14 protein-coding genes are annotated in these 18023 nt (G+C 42.6%); 2 read left to right on the forward strand and 12 right to left on the reverse strand.

The genetic code is table 11. The features are described from left to right. Positions 1-28 precede the first annotated feature (28 nt). Both BLQ81_RS17745 and BLQ81_RS17750 read right to left on the reverse strand, forming a co-directional pair. Positions 29-1231, reverse strand: a complete 1203-nt coding sequence (locus BLQ81_RS17745; RefSeq protein ID WP_092732987.1) for a hypothetical protein — start codon at positions 1229-1231, stop codon at positions 29-31. A gap of 412 nt (positions 1232-1643) precedes the next feature. Further along, on the reverse strand, positions 1644-2207 hold the full coding sequence (locus tag BLQ81_RS17750; protein ID WP_092732990.1) for a septal ring lytic transglycosylase RlpA family protein: 564 nt from the start codon (positions 2205-2207) through the stop codon (positions 1644-1646). 203 nt (positions 2208-2410) lie between these two features. Here BLQ81_RS17750 and BLQ81_RS17755 point away from each other — a divergent pair, with 203 nt between their 5' ends. Next, positions 2411-3637, forward strand: coding sequence for a metallophosphoesterase family protein (locus tag BLQ81_RS17755; protein ID WP_092732993.1), 1227 nt, complete (start codon positions 2411-2413; stop codon positions 3635-3637). Next, on the forward strand, positions 3634-6666 hold the full coding sequence (locus BLQ81_RS17760; protein ID WP_092732996.1) for an SbcC/MukB-like Walker B domain-containing protein: 3033 nt from the start codon (positions 3634-3636) through the stop codon (positions 6664-6666). Before BLQ81_RS17755 ends, BLQ81_RS17760 begins: the two co-directional genes overlap by 4 nt. 707 nt (positions 6667-7373) lie before the next feature. Here BLQ81_RS17760 and BLQ81_RS17765 read toward each other — a convergent pair. The 10 genes from BLQ81_RS17765 to porD form a co-directional block, all read right to left on the reverse strand. After that, positions 7374-8570 (reverse strand): ATP-binding protein, encoded by a 1197-nt coding sequence (locus tag BLQ81_RS17765; RefSeq protein ID WP_092732999.1) that lies wholly within the window; start codon positions 8568-8570, stop codon positions 7374-7376. Between the two features lie 264 nt (positions 8571-8834). Further along, a complete protein-coding gene (locus tag BLQ81_RS17770; RefSeq protein ID WP_092733002.1) occupies positions 8835-9452 on the reverse strand; it encodes an alpha/beta hydrolase in 618 nt (205 codons plus the stop codon). Then, positions 9445-10395 carry a ring-cleaving dioxygenase gene (locus BLQ81_RS17775; protein WP_092733005.1) on the reverse strand — a complete coding sequence of 317 codons (951 nt, stop codon included), beginning with the start codon at positions 10393-10395 and terminating at the stop codon, positions 9445-9447. Before BLQ81_RS17775 ends, BLQ81_RS17770 begins: the two co-directional genes overlap by 8 nt. A 167-nt stretch (positions 10396-10562) precedes the next feature. Beyond that, positions 10563-11117: a YceI family protein gene (locus BLQ81_RS17780; protein WP_092733008.1), complete on the reverse strand. Its 555-nt coding sequence runs from the start codon at positions 11115-11117 to the stop codon at positions 10563-10565. Between the two features lie 78 nt (positions 11118-11195). Continuing rightward, a complete protein-coding gene (locus tag BLQ81_RS17785; protein ID WP_092733011.1) occupies positions 11196-11648 on the reverse strand; it encodes a MarR family winged helix-turn-helix transcriptional regulator in 453 nt (150 codons plus the stop codon). Between the two features lie 138 nt (positions 11649-11786). Then, on the reverse strand, positions 11787-12587 hold the full coding sequence (locus BLQ81_RS17790) for an alpha/beta fold hydrolase (RefSeq protein WP_092733014.1): 801 nt from the start codon (positions 12585-12587) through the stop codon (positions 11787-11789). Between the two features lie 70 nt (positions 12588-12657). Beyond that, positions 12658-14250, reverse strand: coding sequence for an amidohydrolase family protein (locus tag BLQ81_RS17795; RefSeq protein WP_092733017.1), 1593 nt, complete (start codon positions 14248-14250; stop codon positions 12658-12660). Positions 14251-14535: 285 nt separating this feature from the next. Next, positions 14536-15351 carry an enoyl-ACP reductase FabI gene (locus tag BLQ81_RS17800; protein WP_092733076.1) on the reverse strand — a complete coding sequence of 272 codons (816 nt, stop codon included), beginning with the start codon at positions 15349-15351 and terminating at the stop codon, positions 14536-14538. A 62-nt stretch (positions 15352-15413) separates the two neighbouring features. Then, complete coding sequence (gene recN, locus BLQ81_RS17805; protein WP_092733020.1) at positions 15414-17066, reverse strand: DNA repair protein RecN; 1653 nt, start codon at positions 17064-17066, stop codon at positions 15414-15416. 39 nt (positions 17067-17105) lie between these two features. After that, positions 17106-18008 carry a type IX secretion system protein PorD gene (gene porD / locus BLQ81_RS17810; RefSeq protein WP_092733023.1) on the reverse strand — a complete coding sequence of 301 codons (903 nt, stop codon included), beginning with the start codon at positions 18006-18008 and terminating at the stop codon, positions 17106-17108. Between the last annotated feature and the right edge of the window lie 15 nt (positions 18009-18023).

Raw genomic sequence — 18023 nt, forward strand, 5'->3', positions numbered from 1 at the left:
ACCATTTACATATATGTACTTTAAGATATCATATCCCAAGAGAAAGTAACTCATCAATTCTAAATAATCTAAATTTGGTTTGGCCAGAAAGCTCCGAACTAACAACATCATAAAACCAGACGTTACCATTTGATGTTCCGAAATATTGGATTTCATCATAGTTAAGAGAATAAGTTCTTACAAGTTTATCCTTTAAATTTAAAACAGCTAAAAAATAATGAGAAGAATAAGGAGCATCGTCAGGATTATCAAATTTAATATCCTTAGATGGATGATAAGATATAAATATATAATCCCCAAAGGAATCAATAAAATTTAATTCAAAATTATAGTCTAAGGCTTTATTCATCATTTCCGTATTTATAACCTTTTCAATGAAGTAATTAATTGGTAAATCAGTTTGCGGCAAAGTCAAATCCCAATAATTTGTTAATTCAAGCTCCAAAGAATTTAAGTTTATTCGATATTCAAATAAATAATTCAGTGGATTAAGCATTCCATAATAACGATCAGACTCCTTATTATAAGTGAGATATAACCTAAATCTTTCGTATAAAGTATTTTTATTTTTAAGCTCTGGAAGCCGAAGAGTTTGAACTGAATCTGCCCTTTTATTTGTTTTAATCCTCACGAAAGTTTTATCCCAAAAATTTTCTGGAGTAACTGAATCGCCCAAATCAATTAGGGAATAACAAGGATTACCATTTTGAGAAATAAATATAGTTTCATCATCGTTAATCTTTGAAAAAACTTCATAAAACGAAGAATTAAATGAAACACAATCAGTATAACTATCAAGGACTTCCTCTTTAAATGTTCCCTTTGAAAAATTAAATTCTTTAATTGTAGTATTTGTTGCGATCAATAAATTATCATAACCATTTTCGATGTATCCAACTCCTCTAAAATTCGCACCAGAAATCCTACTTGGTCCTTCTTGCATGGGATTAAAAGACCCTTTATTACCATTTAAATAAAACTGTTTTAAATGTTGATCTGCAAGATCATAAATCATAATTGTGGAATCGCTAGAAAAAATGTGGATTGGGAGGATTAAAGGCAAGTTAAAAGTGATTGAATCTTTTGTTTCTTTGAATAGAATAGGTGTCAATTCTGTAATAGATCCATTATATTTTAAATATCCGCTACTTTCCTTTTTATTTTTTCCATTTTGGTCACATGAAGATAAAAGGAAAGAAAGTAAAAAACCCAAGACATATATTTTTTTCATATTTATAAAAAAAAGAACACACATCTTCAAATAACAAAGATGTGTGTTCGAATACTTATAGATTAAGGTATTGAATTATTGTTCTGGACATGGGTTAATTATAGCAAAACATTCTCGTGATGCATTATTAAGAACACAAACATTCGTACCATTAATTCTTATATTGTATCCGCTTGCAAGGGTACCGCAATTTTGGGCATTCACAAACATCGGACTTATACTCAAGGCTAAACAAAAAATTGTAGCCAAACTTATTTTTAACTTTTTCATGTTTTGAGTTTTTGATTACGAAATATTTTCAAGACCAACCTTTGGTTTTGCGAAAAATCCAGACTTCGGTGCCGACCTTGATCTTTCGTTAGCCAAACTACCCCCCCCCCATCCAATAAAGCAAGTGTAGTTCATAAAAAATTTAAAATTGGTTTTTAACCAACTGAAAATCAGGCGGATAATTTTTAAATTCTTCAGTTTGAAACTCAGCTAAATTCAAATCCAACGTTCGCTTTGGTAACACAATTCCCTGATAATAAGGCCTTATCCGCAATCCAAGATGCTCTTTCTCGGCATAATATTCCACGAGCTTATCAAGCTGGTCCAGATCCACTGCCTCGATTCGAACTTTTGCCAAGCCATCCTGGATCATGTCGATCCGAGTAGCCGCTGCTCTCGAAATATCAATCTGCCGCTTGGAGTAGCTGGGCAATCGGTCATTGATCCGTACCACCACAGCCAAATCATTCTTTTGGTTGATCACGCGGACAATAGTTCCCAGCGGTAGACGCTTGTGTGCAGCGGTCAGGCTGTCTAGCGAAAAAACTTCCCCGCTAGCCGTCTTCTTGCCATGAAACTTTTTCCCATAAAAACTGGCTGTCCCCTCTTGGATGAATAGGGAATCGACCTGCGCTTCCGCCACAGCAGCCCAAAACCCAAAAAGAAAAACCAAAACCAATCGAATTTTCACCGCCGAATCTACCATTTCCGCCCGATTTTTCAATAAAAGTGCCAATTCCTGTCAAGCTTCTCAGTTCTCTTGCAGGATGCGGACTTGCCACTTATCTTAGTGCATAATCTTTAGTCAAAATTCCTTGATGCAATTTTTGAGTTGTTCCTATTTTCTCTAGCCTCAAAATGATCGCCGCATCTGTGGACCGTTGACTGTGGACCGTTGACAAAAAACCAATGAAAATCCTCCACACCGCCGATTGGCACCTCGGCAAGCGCCTTCAGGAATATTCCCGTCTCGAAGAACAAAAGCTCGTGCTCGATGAAATCTGCCGGATTGCTGATGAAGAAAACGTGGATTTGATCCTCCTCGCAGGCGATATTTTCGATACTTTCAATCCCACACACGAAGCCGTCGAGTTGCTCTACAAAACCCTAAAGCGACTCTCCAAAAACGGGACCCGAGCCATCGTGGCCATCTCCGGCAATCACGACAGTACGCAGTTTGTCGAGGCACCGGATCCTCTGGCGAGGGAATTGGGGATATTTTTCTATGGGAAATATGAAAACGTAATTCCTGTCGGTAGGCTGGATTCAGGAATGGAAATCACCCGCTCCGAATCGGGTTTTATCGAACTGAAATTGCCCGGGCATAATTTTCCAATAAGGCTGATTTTGGCACCTTATGCCAATGAAGTCTCGCTCAAAACCTACTTGGGCGAAGGCGATCGGGAGGGGGAATTTCGGACTATCCTGTCAAGTAAATGGAACCAACTTGCCTATAAATACTGCGATCAGGCCGGTGTCAATCTTTTTGTGGGCCATTTTTTCTTTATGAAAGAAGGCGAAATACCGGAAGCCGAACCCGAATCTGAGCGCCCGATTCTCCATGTAGGTGGAACACAGGCACTTTTCACCCAAAACCTCCCCGATCAAATCCAGTACGCAGCTTTGGGCCACCTCCATCGCTACCATGCCGTAGGCCATGATTCGATTCCGGTGGTCTATTCGAGTTCGCCGCTAGCCTACTCTTTCAGCGAAGCAGATCAGACAAAAAATGTTATTCTTATTGAATTGGAACCCGGAAAACCCGCAACCTATCGCCCAATTGGGCTCAAACAGGGACGGCCACTCTTTCGCGTCAAGTTTGATGCGCTTGCCCCTGCACTCCAATGGCTGGAAGAAAACCCCTATTGCTTTGTCGAGTTGACCTACGAGACCGAGCACTCGATCGATGCGGCTACACGGAAATCGCTGATGAAAGCCCATGACGGCATTGTCAATCTGATTCCCCAAATCAAAAATCCACTTGGACAAGCAAATTATAGTCTACAGGTCGAGGATTTGGGCAAGGACATGACCACTCTGTTTACCCTTTTCTATCATAGTGAAAAAGGGCAGGAACCCCATGCAGAATTATTGGACCTTTTCAAAGAAGTCATCAGCCAAAACGACCAGTTATGATCCCAGTACGACTTGAAATTCAGGGCTTATATTCCTACCGTGAAAAACAAACCGTCGAGTTTGATCAACTGACCGGCGCAGGACTTTTTGGGATTTTCGGTGCTGTAGGCAGCGGCAAATCCTCCATCTTGGAAGCCATACTTTTGGCCCTCTACGGCAGTACCGAGCGGCTTTCGGACCGGGGAGAAAAGAACTCCATGCTCAATCTCCAAAGCGATCAATTGCTGATAAATTTTGAATTCCGTGCCGGAAAAAACAATGTCAAGACCTATTTGGCCCGCTATGCGAGCAAGCGAAACCCCAAAATTTTTGAAGATGTAAAACCTGCCGAACACACATTTTATGAACGTGTCGGTGACACATGGGAAGCCCTCAGTCAGCGTGGTGAGGAGATTGTCGGGATGCAAAAGAACCACTTCAAGCAGACCGTGATCATTCCTCAGGGAAAATTCCGTGAATTCATCGATCTCACGCCTGGGCCACGGGCAGAGATGATGAAGGAGCTTTTTGGACTGGAGCGTTTTGATCTTTCAGGCAAAACCGGCTCACTGCTTAAAGTAGTTCGGGAAGAAAAAATCCGACTGGAAACGCAGCTGAATGCGCTTGAGCTTTTCACCCAAGATAAGCTAGTCGAAAAAGAAGGGCAGTTTGCCAAGCTGACAGCGTCCCTTACCCATGCGGAAAGTTTTGTAAAACAAGCGGATCAGGAATTTCGGGCAAAAGAAATCCTAAGAACTCAGCACCAGGAACTCCTCAATTATCAGACGCTTCGAACTGAACTACTCGGAAAAAAGCCAGAGATCGAATCCAGGCGACAGCTTCATGGAGCATTCATCACGGCAAAAACCCACCTCAAACCCACTTGGGAAAAGCGGAACGATGCCAAAGTCGAGTTGGAAAAATACTCGGTCAGCGTCGAGGATTGCATTCGATTCAAGGACCGTTTTGAAAAAGAAGTGGCTCAGCTAGAACATGAGGAAATTGAACTCAAGAAAAAAAACCAGGAACGTCCACAGCGGGAAGCCAAAGTTCGTGACCTCAAAAAAGTCCTGGAGATCCAGCTTTTAAACCAAAATCTGCAAGCGGCGAAGTCTCAACTCGAAACCCTCCAACCTCAGATTGACACCAAAAAAACAGCTCAAAAAGCGCTTAGACTGCAAATCCAGCAGTTGGAGGGCCAAAATGAAAAGATAGCACCAACCGACAGTTCGCTATTGGCAGATTTGAAATCTGCGGAGCGGGATTGGAAAAACTGGGAAAACCAAGCAGCAAAGTATAACGCCGAGATAAAGCAAATCGAGAATGAATCCCGAGCTTTCGAAAGCGAACTAGCCCAAATTCTTCAAGCCCTCCCCTCCACGCAAAGTAGTCTGGAATCCTGGCTTCAAACAGGAAAGGAAAGACTTACCAAGCTAGAATCCGAGCGCGATTCACTGATCCAAAAGCAGGGTTTGGTGGCCCACATTCATCTCCTCCACGATGGGCAGGCTTGTCCGCTTTGTGGCGCTTTGGAGCATCCCGATCCGCTGCAAGCTGCAGAAGAAGCAAAAGAACTCGGTGAAAAAACTCAGGAGCTCGCATTGGAAAAAAGCCAAATTCAGCAGATCCAAAATGCAATTCAAAAGCAAAATGAATTGGCCATTCACCTGGATAACTTTCGTAAAAACAAGGAAGCCAAGCAAGCTGAATTAGCGCAACTCAGTCAGCAAATAGCCAACTTGACGTCAACCTTGTCAAACCAAGGAATTGAAAATCAGGAATCACTTTCCGCTAAGATCCAGCAAATCTCAGATTCGGCAAAAAGCCTCGAAAAGCTCCAACTTGACATCCGAACTACCCGAAAAAAGCTGGATACGGAACAAGAAGCTCTGGAAAAGGCCGAAAATGAGCTGAACCAATCCCGGCTGAAAATGCAATCCATTCAGTCCGGAATCAGCTCCAAGCAGGAAGAAATCAAGGATCCGGCATTTTGCGAGGGCTTTTTCACCAAGGAAGCTGACCTGATCCGGCAGACCCTTCAAAAAGTCGAAAAGGATATCGAGGAAGCGATTCAACTCTTGGAAGGAAAGCAAAAACACCTTCAGGAGAAGCGTGGCGAGCAAGTCAAAAACCTTGCTGATCTGGAGACTTTCACCAAGCTAAAAAAAGAAACTGCCGAGAAGCTAAGTCAATTTGCAGAACGCTTTGAACAGCTGAAAGTAGCGTTTGGATTTCCTGACGAACAAGTTTTGATTCAGCTGTTTGAGCATTCTTTGGATGCCGAAAAAGTCCTGAGGGAGATCACCAAGTTTGATCAGGATTTGGCTATCGCCGAAAGTAGAATTCAGGATTTGACAAAAAATCCCGAAGTCAGCCTATTCCAAGAGGAATCCTTCCTCCAACTTTCAGCAAAGCTGCAGCTCCTCCAATCCGAAGCAGAAAATCTCCAAAAACAGCAGCTACTCCTTGGGCAGGAAATCAAAGAATCCCTCAAAAATCTGGAAGAAAAGGCGAGGTTGGAGCAGATTTATTCCAAACTCCAAAACCGGGAAAGCAACCTCAAAGAGCTGGATAATATGTTTCGTGGAAGCGGATTTGTCAAATACGTCAGCTCCATCTATCTCAAAGAACTCTGCAACACGGCTAATGTGCGATTTATGAAACTGAGCAAAAACAGCCTCAGCCTGGAGATCGACGATGACAATACGTTTTGGGTGATTGACTATCTGAACGGCGGCAAAAGACGTTTGCTGAAGACGCTTTCCGGGGGTCAGACTTTTCAGGCATCCCTGTGCCTGGCCTTGGCATTGGCAGAAAAAGTGAAAGCACTCAATCAAGCCGATCAAAGCTTCTTCTTCCTGGATGAAGGCTTTGGTGCCTTGGACCGAAATGCGCTCCGGGTAGTTTTTGAGACGCTCAAGTCCCTTCGCCACGAAAATCGGATCGTCGGAATCATCAGCCACGTGGAAGAATTGCAGCAGGAAGTCGGCGTCTATGCGCAGATTGAGCTGGATCCGGAGCGAGGCTCACAGGTGAGTTATTCGTTTTAAGAAAAGATTGCCACAAAGGCAGTAAGGCGCAAATAAAAATTTCCAAAAATTCGGAATTGTTCAAGTCTTTAGACTTGGACCTATTTTAATGCAGTCTTCAGACTGCTTTTAATTTGAATTTTTTACCACAGAGAAAGGAGAGAGATTGTTTTTGGTAGATCTTTGGCTTGATTTGAACTTTAATCCCAATTTCACTTTTGAGCTTGTTTGAGAGCACAGAGAAAAGCTAAAGCTTTTTGTCAATAAATCGGTTCTTCGGACCTGGACCCATGCAGTCTTCAGATTTAGCACCCAGAAAGGAGGCTATTGTTAAATTATTAATCCATGATTCTGTGTTTAATAATCCGTGAAAATCTGTGTCTTTTTCTGCGAAAATCTGCGGGAACATTTTAATTAAATTGGTTCATGGTTCAGACCTGCCCAAAGTAGACTGATGCTGCTGTTGAATAAATCATCATCAATTGAAAGCAGTCTGAAGACTGCATTATCCCAAGTACAAGCCTGTAAAGCGGCTAGGGAGGTCGAAAGGCTTGTGCTAGCAGGGACTTCAATTTCTTCGAGCCTTCGGGACTTAGTGGCGAAAAAAAAGTCATTGAGTAATTTTACTCAGTACATTGAGTAAAATTACAAAATATGGTTTTACCTACTGTAATTCAATGAGTTATAAAATAATTTTTAAGCAAAAAAGACAGCCAAAAGACTGTCTTTTAAGTAAATAAATCCAACACATTCATCTGAAGAAACTCTTCCCATGGAATACCATCAGTGCCAATGACCAATGCCTTTTCGGGACGATAGATTTTAGCGAACCCATTCAACCCGGCAAGTCCGCCGACTTTGGAAGTCTTCACTTCCAATGCGATGATGCGTTTATTGTATTCGACTACAAAATCCACCTCGTCATTTCCTTCCCGCCAGTAGTAAATAGAGATTCTCTTGTCTTTGAAGGCCTGATTGATCAAATGCGCCCCGACTGCGGACTCCACCCAGCGACCCCAAGCTCGGTGATCCGCCTGAAGTGTCTCAAAGGTTTCATTTGAAATCCCAGACATGATGGCAGTATTATGCGCCATGAATTTGGGACTGGAGGATCGCTTTCGGACCAGATTGGGACTGTATTTCTCCAGTCCGCCAAGGAGACCTGCCTCATTGAGGCGCTCAAGGTAATTAGACAAAGTAGTGGTATTGCCTGCATCTGCCAACTGCCCCATGACTTTGGTGAAGCTGAGTACTTGTCCGGAATACACTGAACCAATCTCAAAAAACCGCTTCATCAGTGCAGGCTTATCCACACGAGTCAGCATCAGAATATCGCGAGAAATACTGGTCTCCAAGAGCGAATCCCGGACATAGCTTTTCCAGCGGTCTTCGTCCTCCTTCAAGGTAATAGCTCCAGGATAACCTCCAAACCAGATGTATTCGGCAGGAGTCAGACCGAATGCTTCCTTCATTTCAGCGTATGACCAATGCCCCATATACATCGCCTCGAATCTTCCTGCCAATGACTCGGTTAACCCCTGCTGCAACATCAACCGGGAGGAACCAAGCAATATCACTCGGATATCCCGCTCCTCTAGGGTGTCCCTGTCCCATTCCGCTTTGACCTGCTCGCTCCAATTATCAATCTTTTGGACTTCATCAATGACCAAGAGGTAGGGAGTCTCGGGTGAAAGTTGCTGCCGAACCCGCGCATTTTCCCACTGCTGAGCGATCCAGACCTGATCACTTGCAGGAACGGAATCTGCAGCCACAAGAGAATGCGGACTGTTCATGTCCCGGATTACCTGACGCACGAGCGTAGTTTTTCCAACCTGTCGCGGGCCATAGATCACTTGGATAAACCTGCGGGGTTCGTTTTGAAGACGGTGCTGGATTTGGATTTTTTCCGCTCTTTGAAAGGTCATTTCTTTTTACTCAATGTATTGATTAAATTTACTCAATACATTGAGTAAATTCCAAATATGGAATTCATTTTATTTATATTCAATGAGTTATGAAATAATTTTTAAGCAAAAAAACGATCAAAAATCACTTAAATCGGAATCAAAGTCCAATTAAATCCGAATAGAAAAGACAAAAAAATACCCCGACAACGTGCCGGGGACTTTTTAAACTAAATAGACCTTACAAGAAAATCTTTCATGCCAGATAGAAGGCGCTTTCAAGAGTCATCTATTGGTAAAAATGTTTTGGTTTACCCAGTTTATCTCATCTTCCCTGATGGTATGACCCGGGTCATCAGATAATTCTATAGTTACATCTGCTCCCATTTTGCGAAGCAGATCAGCTGATTCTTTTATTCTTTTAGCAGGAACGTGAAAGTCTCGATCACTGCTACCGATGAAAATGGGAGTTCCTTGAAAATCCCCCGAATAATTTTCAGTCTTCAATTTCTCTCCGATTAATCCGCCAGTAAAGGCTACTACACCACCAAACTTTTGAGCATTGCGAGCCGAAAATTCAAGACTGAGACAGGCTCCCTGAGAAAACCCCAGAAAAACTGTGTTCTCGGCAAGAATTCCAGCTGCTTCAACCTCGCTCCATGTTTCTTTCAAAATACCAAGCGAGTTATCCAATGCAACTTTGTTGCCTTCATCAGTAGCCATAAACCCAAACGGATACCAAGAATTTCCGTTGGCCTGAGGAGCCAAAATTGCATAATCGGTCAGATTAAGGTGAGGAACGAGCGAAAGCATACTTTCAGCGGTAGCTCCACGGCCATGAATCAGGATGATTGCTCTTTTAGCTCCATGTAGGGGAAGCCCTACTCTTTTGATATCAGGCATAGGATTCAATGTCAAGCTTCACAGGTGTCAGGTTCTTTTCGATCTTTTCACGGCTGGATTCAGCCCAACTTGGCAACTTTATCAGTTCACCCAAATGTGCTTCATCTTCATCAATCGCAAAACCCGGTTCATCAGTTGCGATTTCAAACAATACGCCTCCCGGCTCGCGGAAGTAGATCGATTTGAAATAATTCCGGTCTTTGACTTCAGTCACCTGGTAACCGTTTTTCATCAGAATTTCCTGAATCTGAAGCTGGGTAAGTGTATTTGCTGTGCGGAACGCGATGTGGTGAACTGTCCCTGCACTTTGAACTCCACGGTTTCCGATTTTATCAATCAATAGATCCACAATATCGCCTGGCTTCCCTTCAGTACCATAGCGGAATCGATCGCCCTCTTGACCGATGTATCTGTAATCCATGTGTTCGGTCAGCAATTTGGCAGTCAATTCCTTAGCCCGAAGATTTAATGTTGCGCCATAGAACCCTTTGATGGAATGCTGTGAAGGAATGTGACCATACGTCCATCCGGGCCGGTCGTCTTGGTCGTTTGCAACCAATTCGATCCCCATACTGTCATGATCTTCGAATCGAATGAGTTTTTCTCCAAATCGGCTCTGGACATCAGAAACTATGATTCCAAACTTTTTCAACCGCTCAATCCAATAGTCCAGTGAATCTTTTCCAATAGAAAAGGCCGTGTAGGTCAATTCGCCCGTTCCTTTAGTGCCTTTTCTTGCTCCGCTGAATGGGAACGTAGTGAAAACCGTCCCCGGGCGACCCAATTCATCTCCGAAGTAGAAATGATAAACATCCGGAGCATCAAAATTGATTGTCTTTTTCACCAGCCTCAATCCAAGGATGCCTGAATAGAAATCAATATTTTTTTGCGGACTTCCGGCGATGGCCGTGATGTGGTGAATGCCGGTGATTAATGGTGTCATGTGATTATTGTTTTTTTCAAAGGTCCTGATAATTCTCCTGTCCCTAAATTATCCAACAGGCCGGTCTGCCATAGGCAGGTGCATAATGATCATTCTAAGATGTGCCGATTGAATAAGCTCTACATTTAATTTAACAAAAAAGCTGCCCTTAGGCAGCCTTTTTGTTTTTAAGCAGTAGCCGCTACCGACTCTGTTACTTCCTGCTTTACCAACTGCACGTTGAGGATCAATCTAACCTGATCACTTACTACCACGCTACCAGCCTCAGTCACTGCTGACCATACCAATCCGAATTCTTTACGGCTAATTTTACCTTCGATTTCAAAACCGGCTTTAGTTTGCCCGTAAGGATCTGCAGTAATTCCTCCAAAATCAACGTCCAAAGAGACTTCCTTCTTATTCCCTCTGATAGAAAGTTCTCCGACTAACTTATATTCTCCACCATTATTTGAGATTTTTCCTTCGAAAGTCAAATTTGGGTGATTGGCGGCATCAAAGAAGTCCGCAGACTTCAAGTGACCATCACGGTCAGCCTGATTGGTATCAATGCTGTCTATAGCTGCAGAAAAGCCAACTGTTGCATCTTCAAAATCTTCAGAGGCTGAGACGGCAGTTCCTTCAAAACTTTTGAAATAACCAGTCACTGTTGAAATCACCAAATGCTTTACTTTGAAAGAAACTTCAGAGTGTGTAGGGTCAATAATCCATTTTGTAGTACTCATAATTTTGTTTGTTTAAATTAGTATTTGTTAGAATTGTATTAACATCGATTGTATAGACATTTATTTTTCGAAATTTTTTTACCCCCTTAATTTATCCAAAAGGTCATTTAACTGATTGGTTTCTTCCTTTGTGAGATTTACAAAGGTTCTGTTGCCTTGTTCTACCTTAACCTCCAATTCGTTCAAAAGCTCAAGCCCTTTTTCAGTAATTAAAACATCAACCTGACGCCGATCACTTGGGCACTCCTCCCGCTTGACCAATCCTTTCATTTTTAGTTTGTCCACAAGTCTTGAAGCATTGGACATTTTGTTAAGCATCCGATCCTGAATGGAAGAAACTGTCGTCGGTTCCCTGTTTTGCCCTCTTAGAATTCTGAGTACATTGTACTGCTCCGGTGAAAGTTCATGCGGCTTGAATAAGGCGTTTTGAGAAGTCACCAAGTAACTGTGGGTGTAAAGCAAGTTCACCACCAACTTGTTGTAAGGATCCTTGAACTCCTTTTGCTGAATGGCATCTTCGATTTTTCCCATATTAATTACATTTGGATTTAATGTATATACATTCAAATGTAAGAAAAAGTTTGATTTTCGGAAAAAAAAACAAAAAAAAATTCCAGCTCGTTTTCATTGGTCTTAAAAAAGAAAAAGGTCATCATATACCTTTTATTCTTAATTACTCTTAGTCAGCCAATCTAAAATCAGCCGGTTGACCTCATCCGGCTTTTCGATGCAGCTGCTGTGTCCGGCACCGGTGAGCACATGAAGTTTTGCACCTGCTATCCCCATTTGAATATATTTCGCCTTTTCAGGCTTAGTAGCCACATCCTCATCGCCCACGATAATCAGAGTTGGGCAGGTAATTTTTGACAATTCGTCTTCCACTCCCTTGCGATAGATCACTCCCTCCACTGGCCCTGTGATACTTTTTTTATTTGACGAAAGTTCATTTTTCCAATGCTTAATCGCCAATTTGTTTGATGGATTTGTAAGCCAACTTTCCGCAAACATAATGTGCATCACTTTTTTTGCAACTGGCGGAATCACTCCCAGCCATTTTACCACTCCATTTAATGTTTTGTACTTGGGTAAATTTTCAACCGGTTCGGCATTGGCTGAAGTCTCAAGAAGAATCAGACTTTTTAATAATTCGGGATATCTCGAGGCAAGCCTCATTCCTACAAAACCTCCCATGGATAGGCCTGCAAAATGGATGGGTTCTTTGCAAAACTTTTGAATCAATGCCGCTGCATCCTCTGCTACAGTTTCCATATCAAATGGACCCTTCACCTCACTTTGACCTTGCCCCCGATGGTCATATGCAATCACCCGATAATTCTGGCTAAAGAAATCAATCTGTGCTTGAAACATTTTATGGCTCCAAAGCAAACCATGAGAAAAGATTATTGTCTCTTTACCGGTTCCTTTTTCTTGATAGAAAAGGTTCACTCCATTGACTTCGATTAGCGGCATAAAAATTAGGATTAAGGGTAAGTGGTCTGTAAATGGAAAATAATCAATCAGTTTAGCTATCAATGGCAGCTTATTCCCAATCCAATCCTGGCTGGGTTATCCGTGCGTTTTCTCTGGCTTTATGAGCATCAACGATCTTTCGGACATCTTCGAGCAGCTGCTTGGCATCGTAAACTATCCCGTCTTTGACTGTGTATTTCACACCTCCGACCCTTACAGGTTCATTATTTTCATTGATCCGAATAGTACCAGTTCCATAAAGTACTTTTAGGTTTTGAAGAGGATTTTCTTCGACTATTACGAAATCTGCCAATTTACCTACTTCAACTGTACCTATTTCTTTGTCCATCCCCAAGGCTTCTGCCCCATACATAGTTGCCGAACGAATTACTTCCAATGGGTGAAATCCCGCTTCCCTCAGGAGTTCGAGTTCGCGTATGTAGGCAAATCCATATAACTGATAAATAAACCCAGAGTCAGAACCTGCCGTCACACGGCCTCCTCGGTTTTTGTACTCATTTACAAATGTCATCCAAAGGCGGTAATTTTCTTTCCACTGAACTTCTTCCTCGGTAGTCCAGTCAAACCAATAGGAACCATGAGATTGTCTGCTGGGCGCATAAAATCTCCAAAGAGAGGGCAAAGTGTAGACCGCATGCCATTCTTGGGTACGAGCCCGCATCAAATCCCGATTAGCTTCATAGATATTGAAAGTCGGGTCAAGTGTAAAGTCAAGTTCCAGCAATTCATTCATGACCTTATTCCAATGTTCAGAATATGGCGGAGCTGCCTGCTTCCATAGCTTTCCAGCCTCCCCAAATCTGTGTTGCTCATTTTGATAATTATAATCCAATCTGAAATCCTGTATGGTTCGATCCTGAAAAAGTGCTTCAGGCAAACCATACCAATGCTCCATTGAGGTCAGACCGGCACGGGCAGAATTCAGGACATTCCATCTTGCTACGTCCAATTGCTGATGGTGCATAGCAGAGCGAAGGCCTATTTTTTTGTTTTCAGAAATTGCCGCTTGCATCACCTCGGGATTTGCTCCAAAGAATTTGATACCGTCGGCACCTTTTGCTTTATTTTGATTTACCCAAGCTTTTGCCTGCTCGGCAGTAGTAATCTGAAACTCGCTTTTTTGTCCAAATGAAGTGTAGGCCAAAAGCCTGGGTGCGGTGATTTCATTGGTTGCGGATTTCTTTTTCTGATCCAGCACCCAATCCAGACCGTTACCGGCAGATGGATCACGAACGGTCGTAATGCCATGTGCCATCCATAATTTGAAAACATATTCAGCCGGCGTTCCTTGACCGGAGCCTCCAATATGTCCATGCATATCCACAAATCCGGGCAGGAGGTAATGTCCTTCCATGTCCAGCACTTTGGTGTTTTCATCGGCTTTTGGTCGTCTGTTTTCATTAATTGAAAGACCCGGATAGCCTACAGATTGGATTTGAGTGATCCGGTTTTTCTCAACAACGATGTCCACCGGGCCAACTGGAGGCGCACCTGTTCCGTCCACCAAAATCACGCCCCTAATGATCAATTTAGAATAGGGTCCCTCACCTTCCGATCTGGTTGGGGCGGGCATGATTTGGGCAAAAGCTTGAAAAGCACAAGCAAAGCCTGTTAAGGCTATGAATAAAATTCTCTTAAACATAGATTGAATGGCTAATATTAGGACAATAAGTTAGTATAAAATGAATCAGGAAAAAATGTGATTCGGACAGCTGGATTAAAACCAATAGTGATTAGGCCATTTCCGGCAGTATACTGATTTTCCCTCAGTCTCCGGAGTAAAGACCGGATTCGGGAGACCGAAGAAACTATGAATTCATCGGTTAAACGTGCTTTCTTTTATTGAATTTAACCTGTCAAAAGCGGATATACACTAAAAAAAGCCCGACTGAAATTCAATCGGGCTTTTGGATAGAGATTAGTGGTTTTATAAATCTTTAAACTTTTCCATAATGTCTTCGGAAATTCCTGTGAAGGAATAGCCTCCGTCATGAAAGAGATTTTGCATGGTCACCATTTTGGTCAAGTCAGAGAACATCGTGACAATGTAATCCGCACAAGCTTCTGCTGTGGCATTGCCTAGTGGTGAAAGGGACTCTGCAAAGTTGTAAAAGGAATCAAATCCTCCGATGCCCGAACCTGCAGTGGTTTTGGTTGGAGATTGGGAAATTGTATTGACTCTTACTTTTTTCAATTTACCATACCGATATCCATATCCTCGGGCAATACTTTCGAGCAAAGCCTTTGCATCGGCCATATCGGTGTAGAATGGAAATACGCGCTGCGCAGCGATATAAGATAGGCCTACGATTGATCCCCACTCCTTCATCACATCCATCTTCTCAGCTACCTGCATCATTTTGTGAAAAGAGATCGAGGAAACATCATACGATTTCATCGCCCACTCATAATTCAGATCGCCGTAGCTTCTGCCTTTTCTAATATTTGGAGACATTCCTATGGAATGTAAAAGGAAATCAAAATCAGAACCCAAATACTCTTTGGCCTCGGCATAAAGCTTTTCAATATCTTCCAATACAGTAGCATCAGCCGGAATGACGATCGTATTGCATTCTTCTGCCAGTTCTTTAATTGCGCCCATTCTCATGGCAATGGGAGCATTGGTGAGGACAAATCGACCTCCTTGTTCTTTTACTTTTAGAGCAGTTTTCCAGGCAATTGAATTTTCATCTAGGGCTCCTGTGATGATTCCAACTTTTCCTTTTAGTAAATTTTCTGGCATATAGCTTTGGATTGATTTCAAAAATTCGATGTAAAAATAGGGAAAATTTGGGATTACACTTGTCAATTAAGCAATAGCTCCTTGGCACTCTCCAATGCAGAGGTAGAGGGATTGGCTCCTGCGATCATTTTAGCAAGCTCGGTCACTCGCTCTTCGGCGGCCAACAGCTTGATTTTACTGATCGTTTTTTCTGATGAATTATCCTTGTAAACAAAATAATGCAAGTCTCCTTTGGCTGCTACCTGAGGCAGATGTGTGATGCAAATCACCTGATGTCGGGTTGCGATTTCTTTCATCATCCTGACCATCTGAAGGGCAACTTCACCGGATATTCCCGTATCAATTTCATCAAAAATCAAAGTTGGCAAAGCCATTTTATCGGCCATCAAATATTTGATTGCAAATAGTAATCTGGAAAACTCCCCTCCCGAAGCTACTTTCTTCAAAGGCTGCAAAACCCCTCCTTTGTTTGCCGAAAACAGAATTTCCACTTCATCAAGTCCAGACAAAGAAGGCGAAACAGGTTTGTGTTCAAATTGGATTCGGGCGTTTTCCATCCCCAGCCCGATAAGTAATTCCTGGAGTTGCTTTTCGAATAGTGGAAAACAAGACTGCCGCTTTTTAGTCAGCAGGGCTCCGGAATCAGCCAACAATGCTTGTGCTTCCTTTAAGCTTTTTTCCGCTTCTGCCAGACTTTCGTCCAGATTCTGAAACTGAAACACTTTATCCGCGAGTTCATTTTCGATCTGCATCAATTCCTCCACCGAATTTACCCCATGTTTTTTCTGAAGTTGGTAGATTTTGCTGAGTCGCTCCCGAATCTGATCCAATTTTGCAAAGTCGATTTCCACTTTGCTTTCTTCATCGATCAAGGTTTCTGTAAGATCTTTTACTTCGATAAATACACTTTGGAAACGCTCCCGGATTTCGGAAAACTTATGCGCTAAGCGCTCCAGGCTTTGCATTCCATGCTGAATCTGAGCCAAACCCTGAATAATTCCAATCTGCTCCTCCTGAAAAAGGGCCAGCATCTCATTTATTTTGAGTTTGATTTCTTCTGCATTCTCGAGGACTTCTTGAGCAGATTCCAGTTCGGCTTGTTCTCCCGCTACCAATGTCAGAGCGCTTAATTCATCCAGCTGGAATTGATTATAATCCGCCTCCTTCTGCATTTCAAAGGCCTTTTGCTTCAACTCTTCGAATTGCCTTTTTGCCTTTTTAAAGCTCTTAAATTTCAATTGATAAGAATCCAGTTCGGAACTCGTGGAAGCAAAAGCATCCACCAAGCTCAGTTGATAACTCCCCTCTCCGAGTTGAAGCGTATCGTGCTGTGAGTGGACATCCATGAGTTTTGACCCGAGAATCTTAAGTGATTCGAGTAAAACAGGGGTGTCATTGACAAAAGAACGGGATTTCCCTCCCGGACTGATTTCCCTGCGGATAATGCAAGTTTCTTCGTAGTCCAGTTCTTCCTGCTCAAAAAACTTATTCAGCCCATACTCACGAATATCAAAAGCCCCTTCAACGACACATTTCTTGTCGTCATGAAGGAGTACTTTAGTATCTGAACGATTCCCAAGCAGAAGCCCGACAGCCCCGAGCATGATTGATTTTCCAGCCCCCGTTTCACCGGTAATCATACTAAGCCCCTTACTTGGCTGCATGTCTAACTGATCAATAAGTGCGTAATTGGAAATGCTGAGCGATTTGAGCATATACAGGAAAGGCTTTGCGCAAAGCTAAAAAAAACAGACTTAGCTTCTCAGTAGCTCGTTATACTTTCTGGCGTTATTTGGGTCAACTTGCAAAAGTAATTTGACCGCCTCGTCTCTAATTTCAAAAGGTGCTCTTTTTAAAATCTGGGAAATCTCCTCTGATTTTGCGTCTACAAAGGCAATGGTGAATATCCCGTTGGGTTGAAGTTTGTTAGCTTCAGTGACAAGGCGTATTGCTTCCAGTATGTTTTTATAGGCCGTATCGGGGTCTATCTGGATCAGATCCATCCCTTGACGGTGATAGAGGTAATAGGCTTCTCGAATTGATCCGTAGATCGTGGAAACATAGATGTCATTGATCAGCCAATAACGACTTCTACGGTCGCCTTGTGTCTGAACCCAACCCGGACGACCAGATTGTTGGGCATTATTGACTATATCATTTGCTACTTCGAAGTAAGGATTGCCTCCACGACTGGCGAAGGTGTCAGAATCAATTCCCAAGGCGATATGTGCATAAAATGCCAAAAGTGAACTGATACTATTCAAAAAAGTAAACCTATTAAACTCCAATGGCTGAGATTCGAGGTATTCAAAATTCCAGTTTCTATCCGCGTAATTAAAAATCAAGGACTCGTAATTGGTTCCGTAAACCGGCCGCACAACCTGCACCTGAACTGTGGCACTATAGAATCCGATTTGAGGCACGTCATTGATCGTAATCAAAAGATTTCCTTTGATTCTTTCTTCTGGGCGATACTCGTCATTTGACCAGGACCTTCCATTGAGAAACTGCTCAAAACTGGACTTCATTTGATTGAAAATATCAGTGTTCTGAATTCTGGAGCGGTCACTGTTGATGATCACAGTGAAGTTCAATTCTTGAGCCTGCAGAGCCTGTGCGAAAAAATAAAGGAGGATCAGAAGTCTGAATTTTGTCATAGGTCTAAAGTAGCT

This window comes from Algoriphagus alkaliphilus, from assembly GCF_900103735.1.
Taxonomy (GTDB): Bacteria; Bacteroidota; Bacteroidia; order Cytophagales; family Cyclobacteriaceae; genus Algoriphagus; species Algoriphagus alkaliphilus.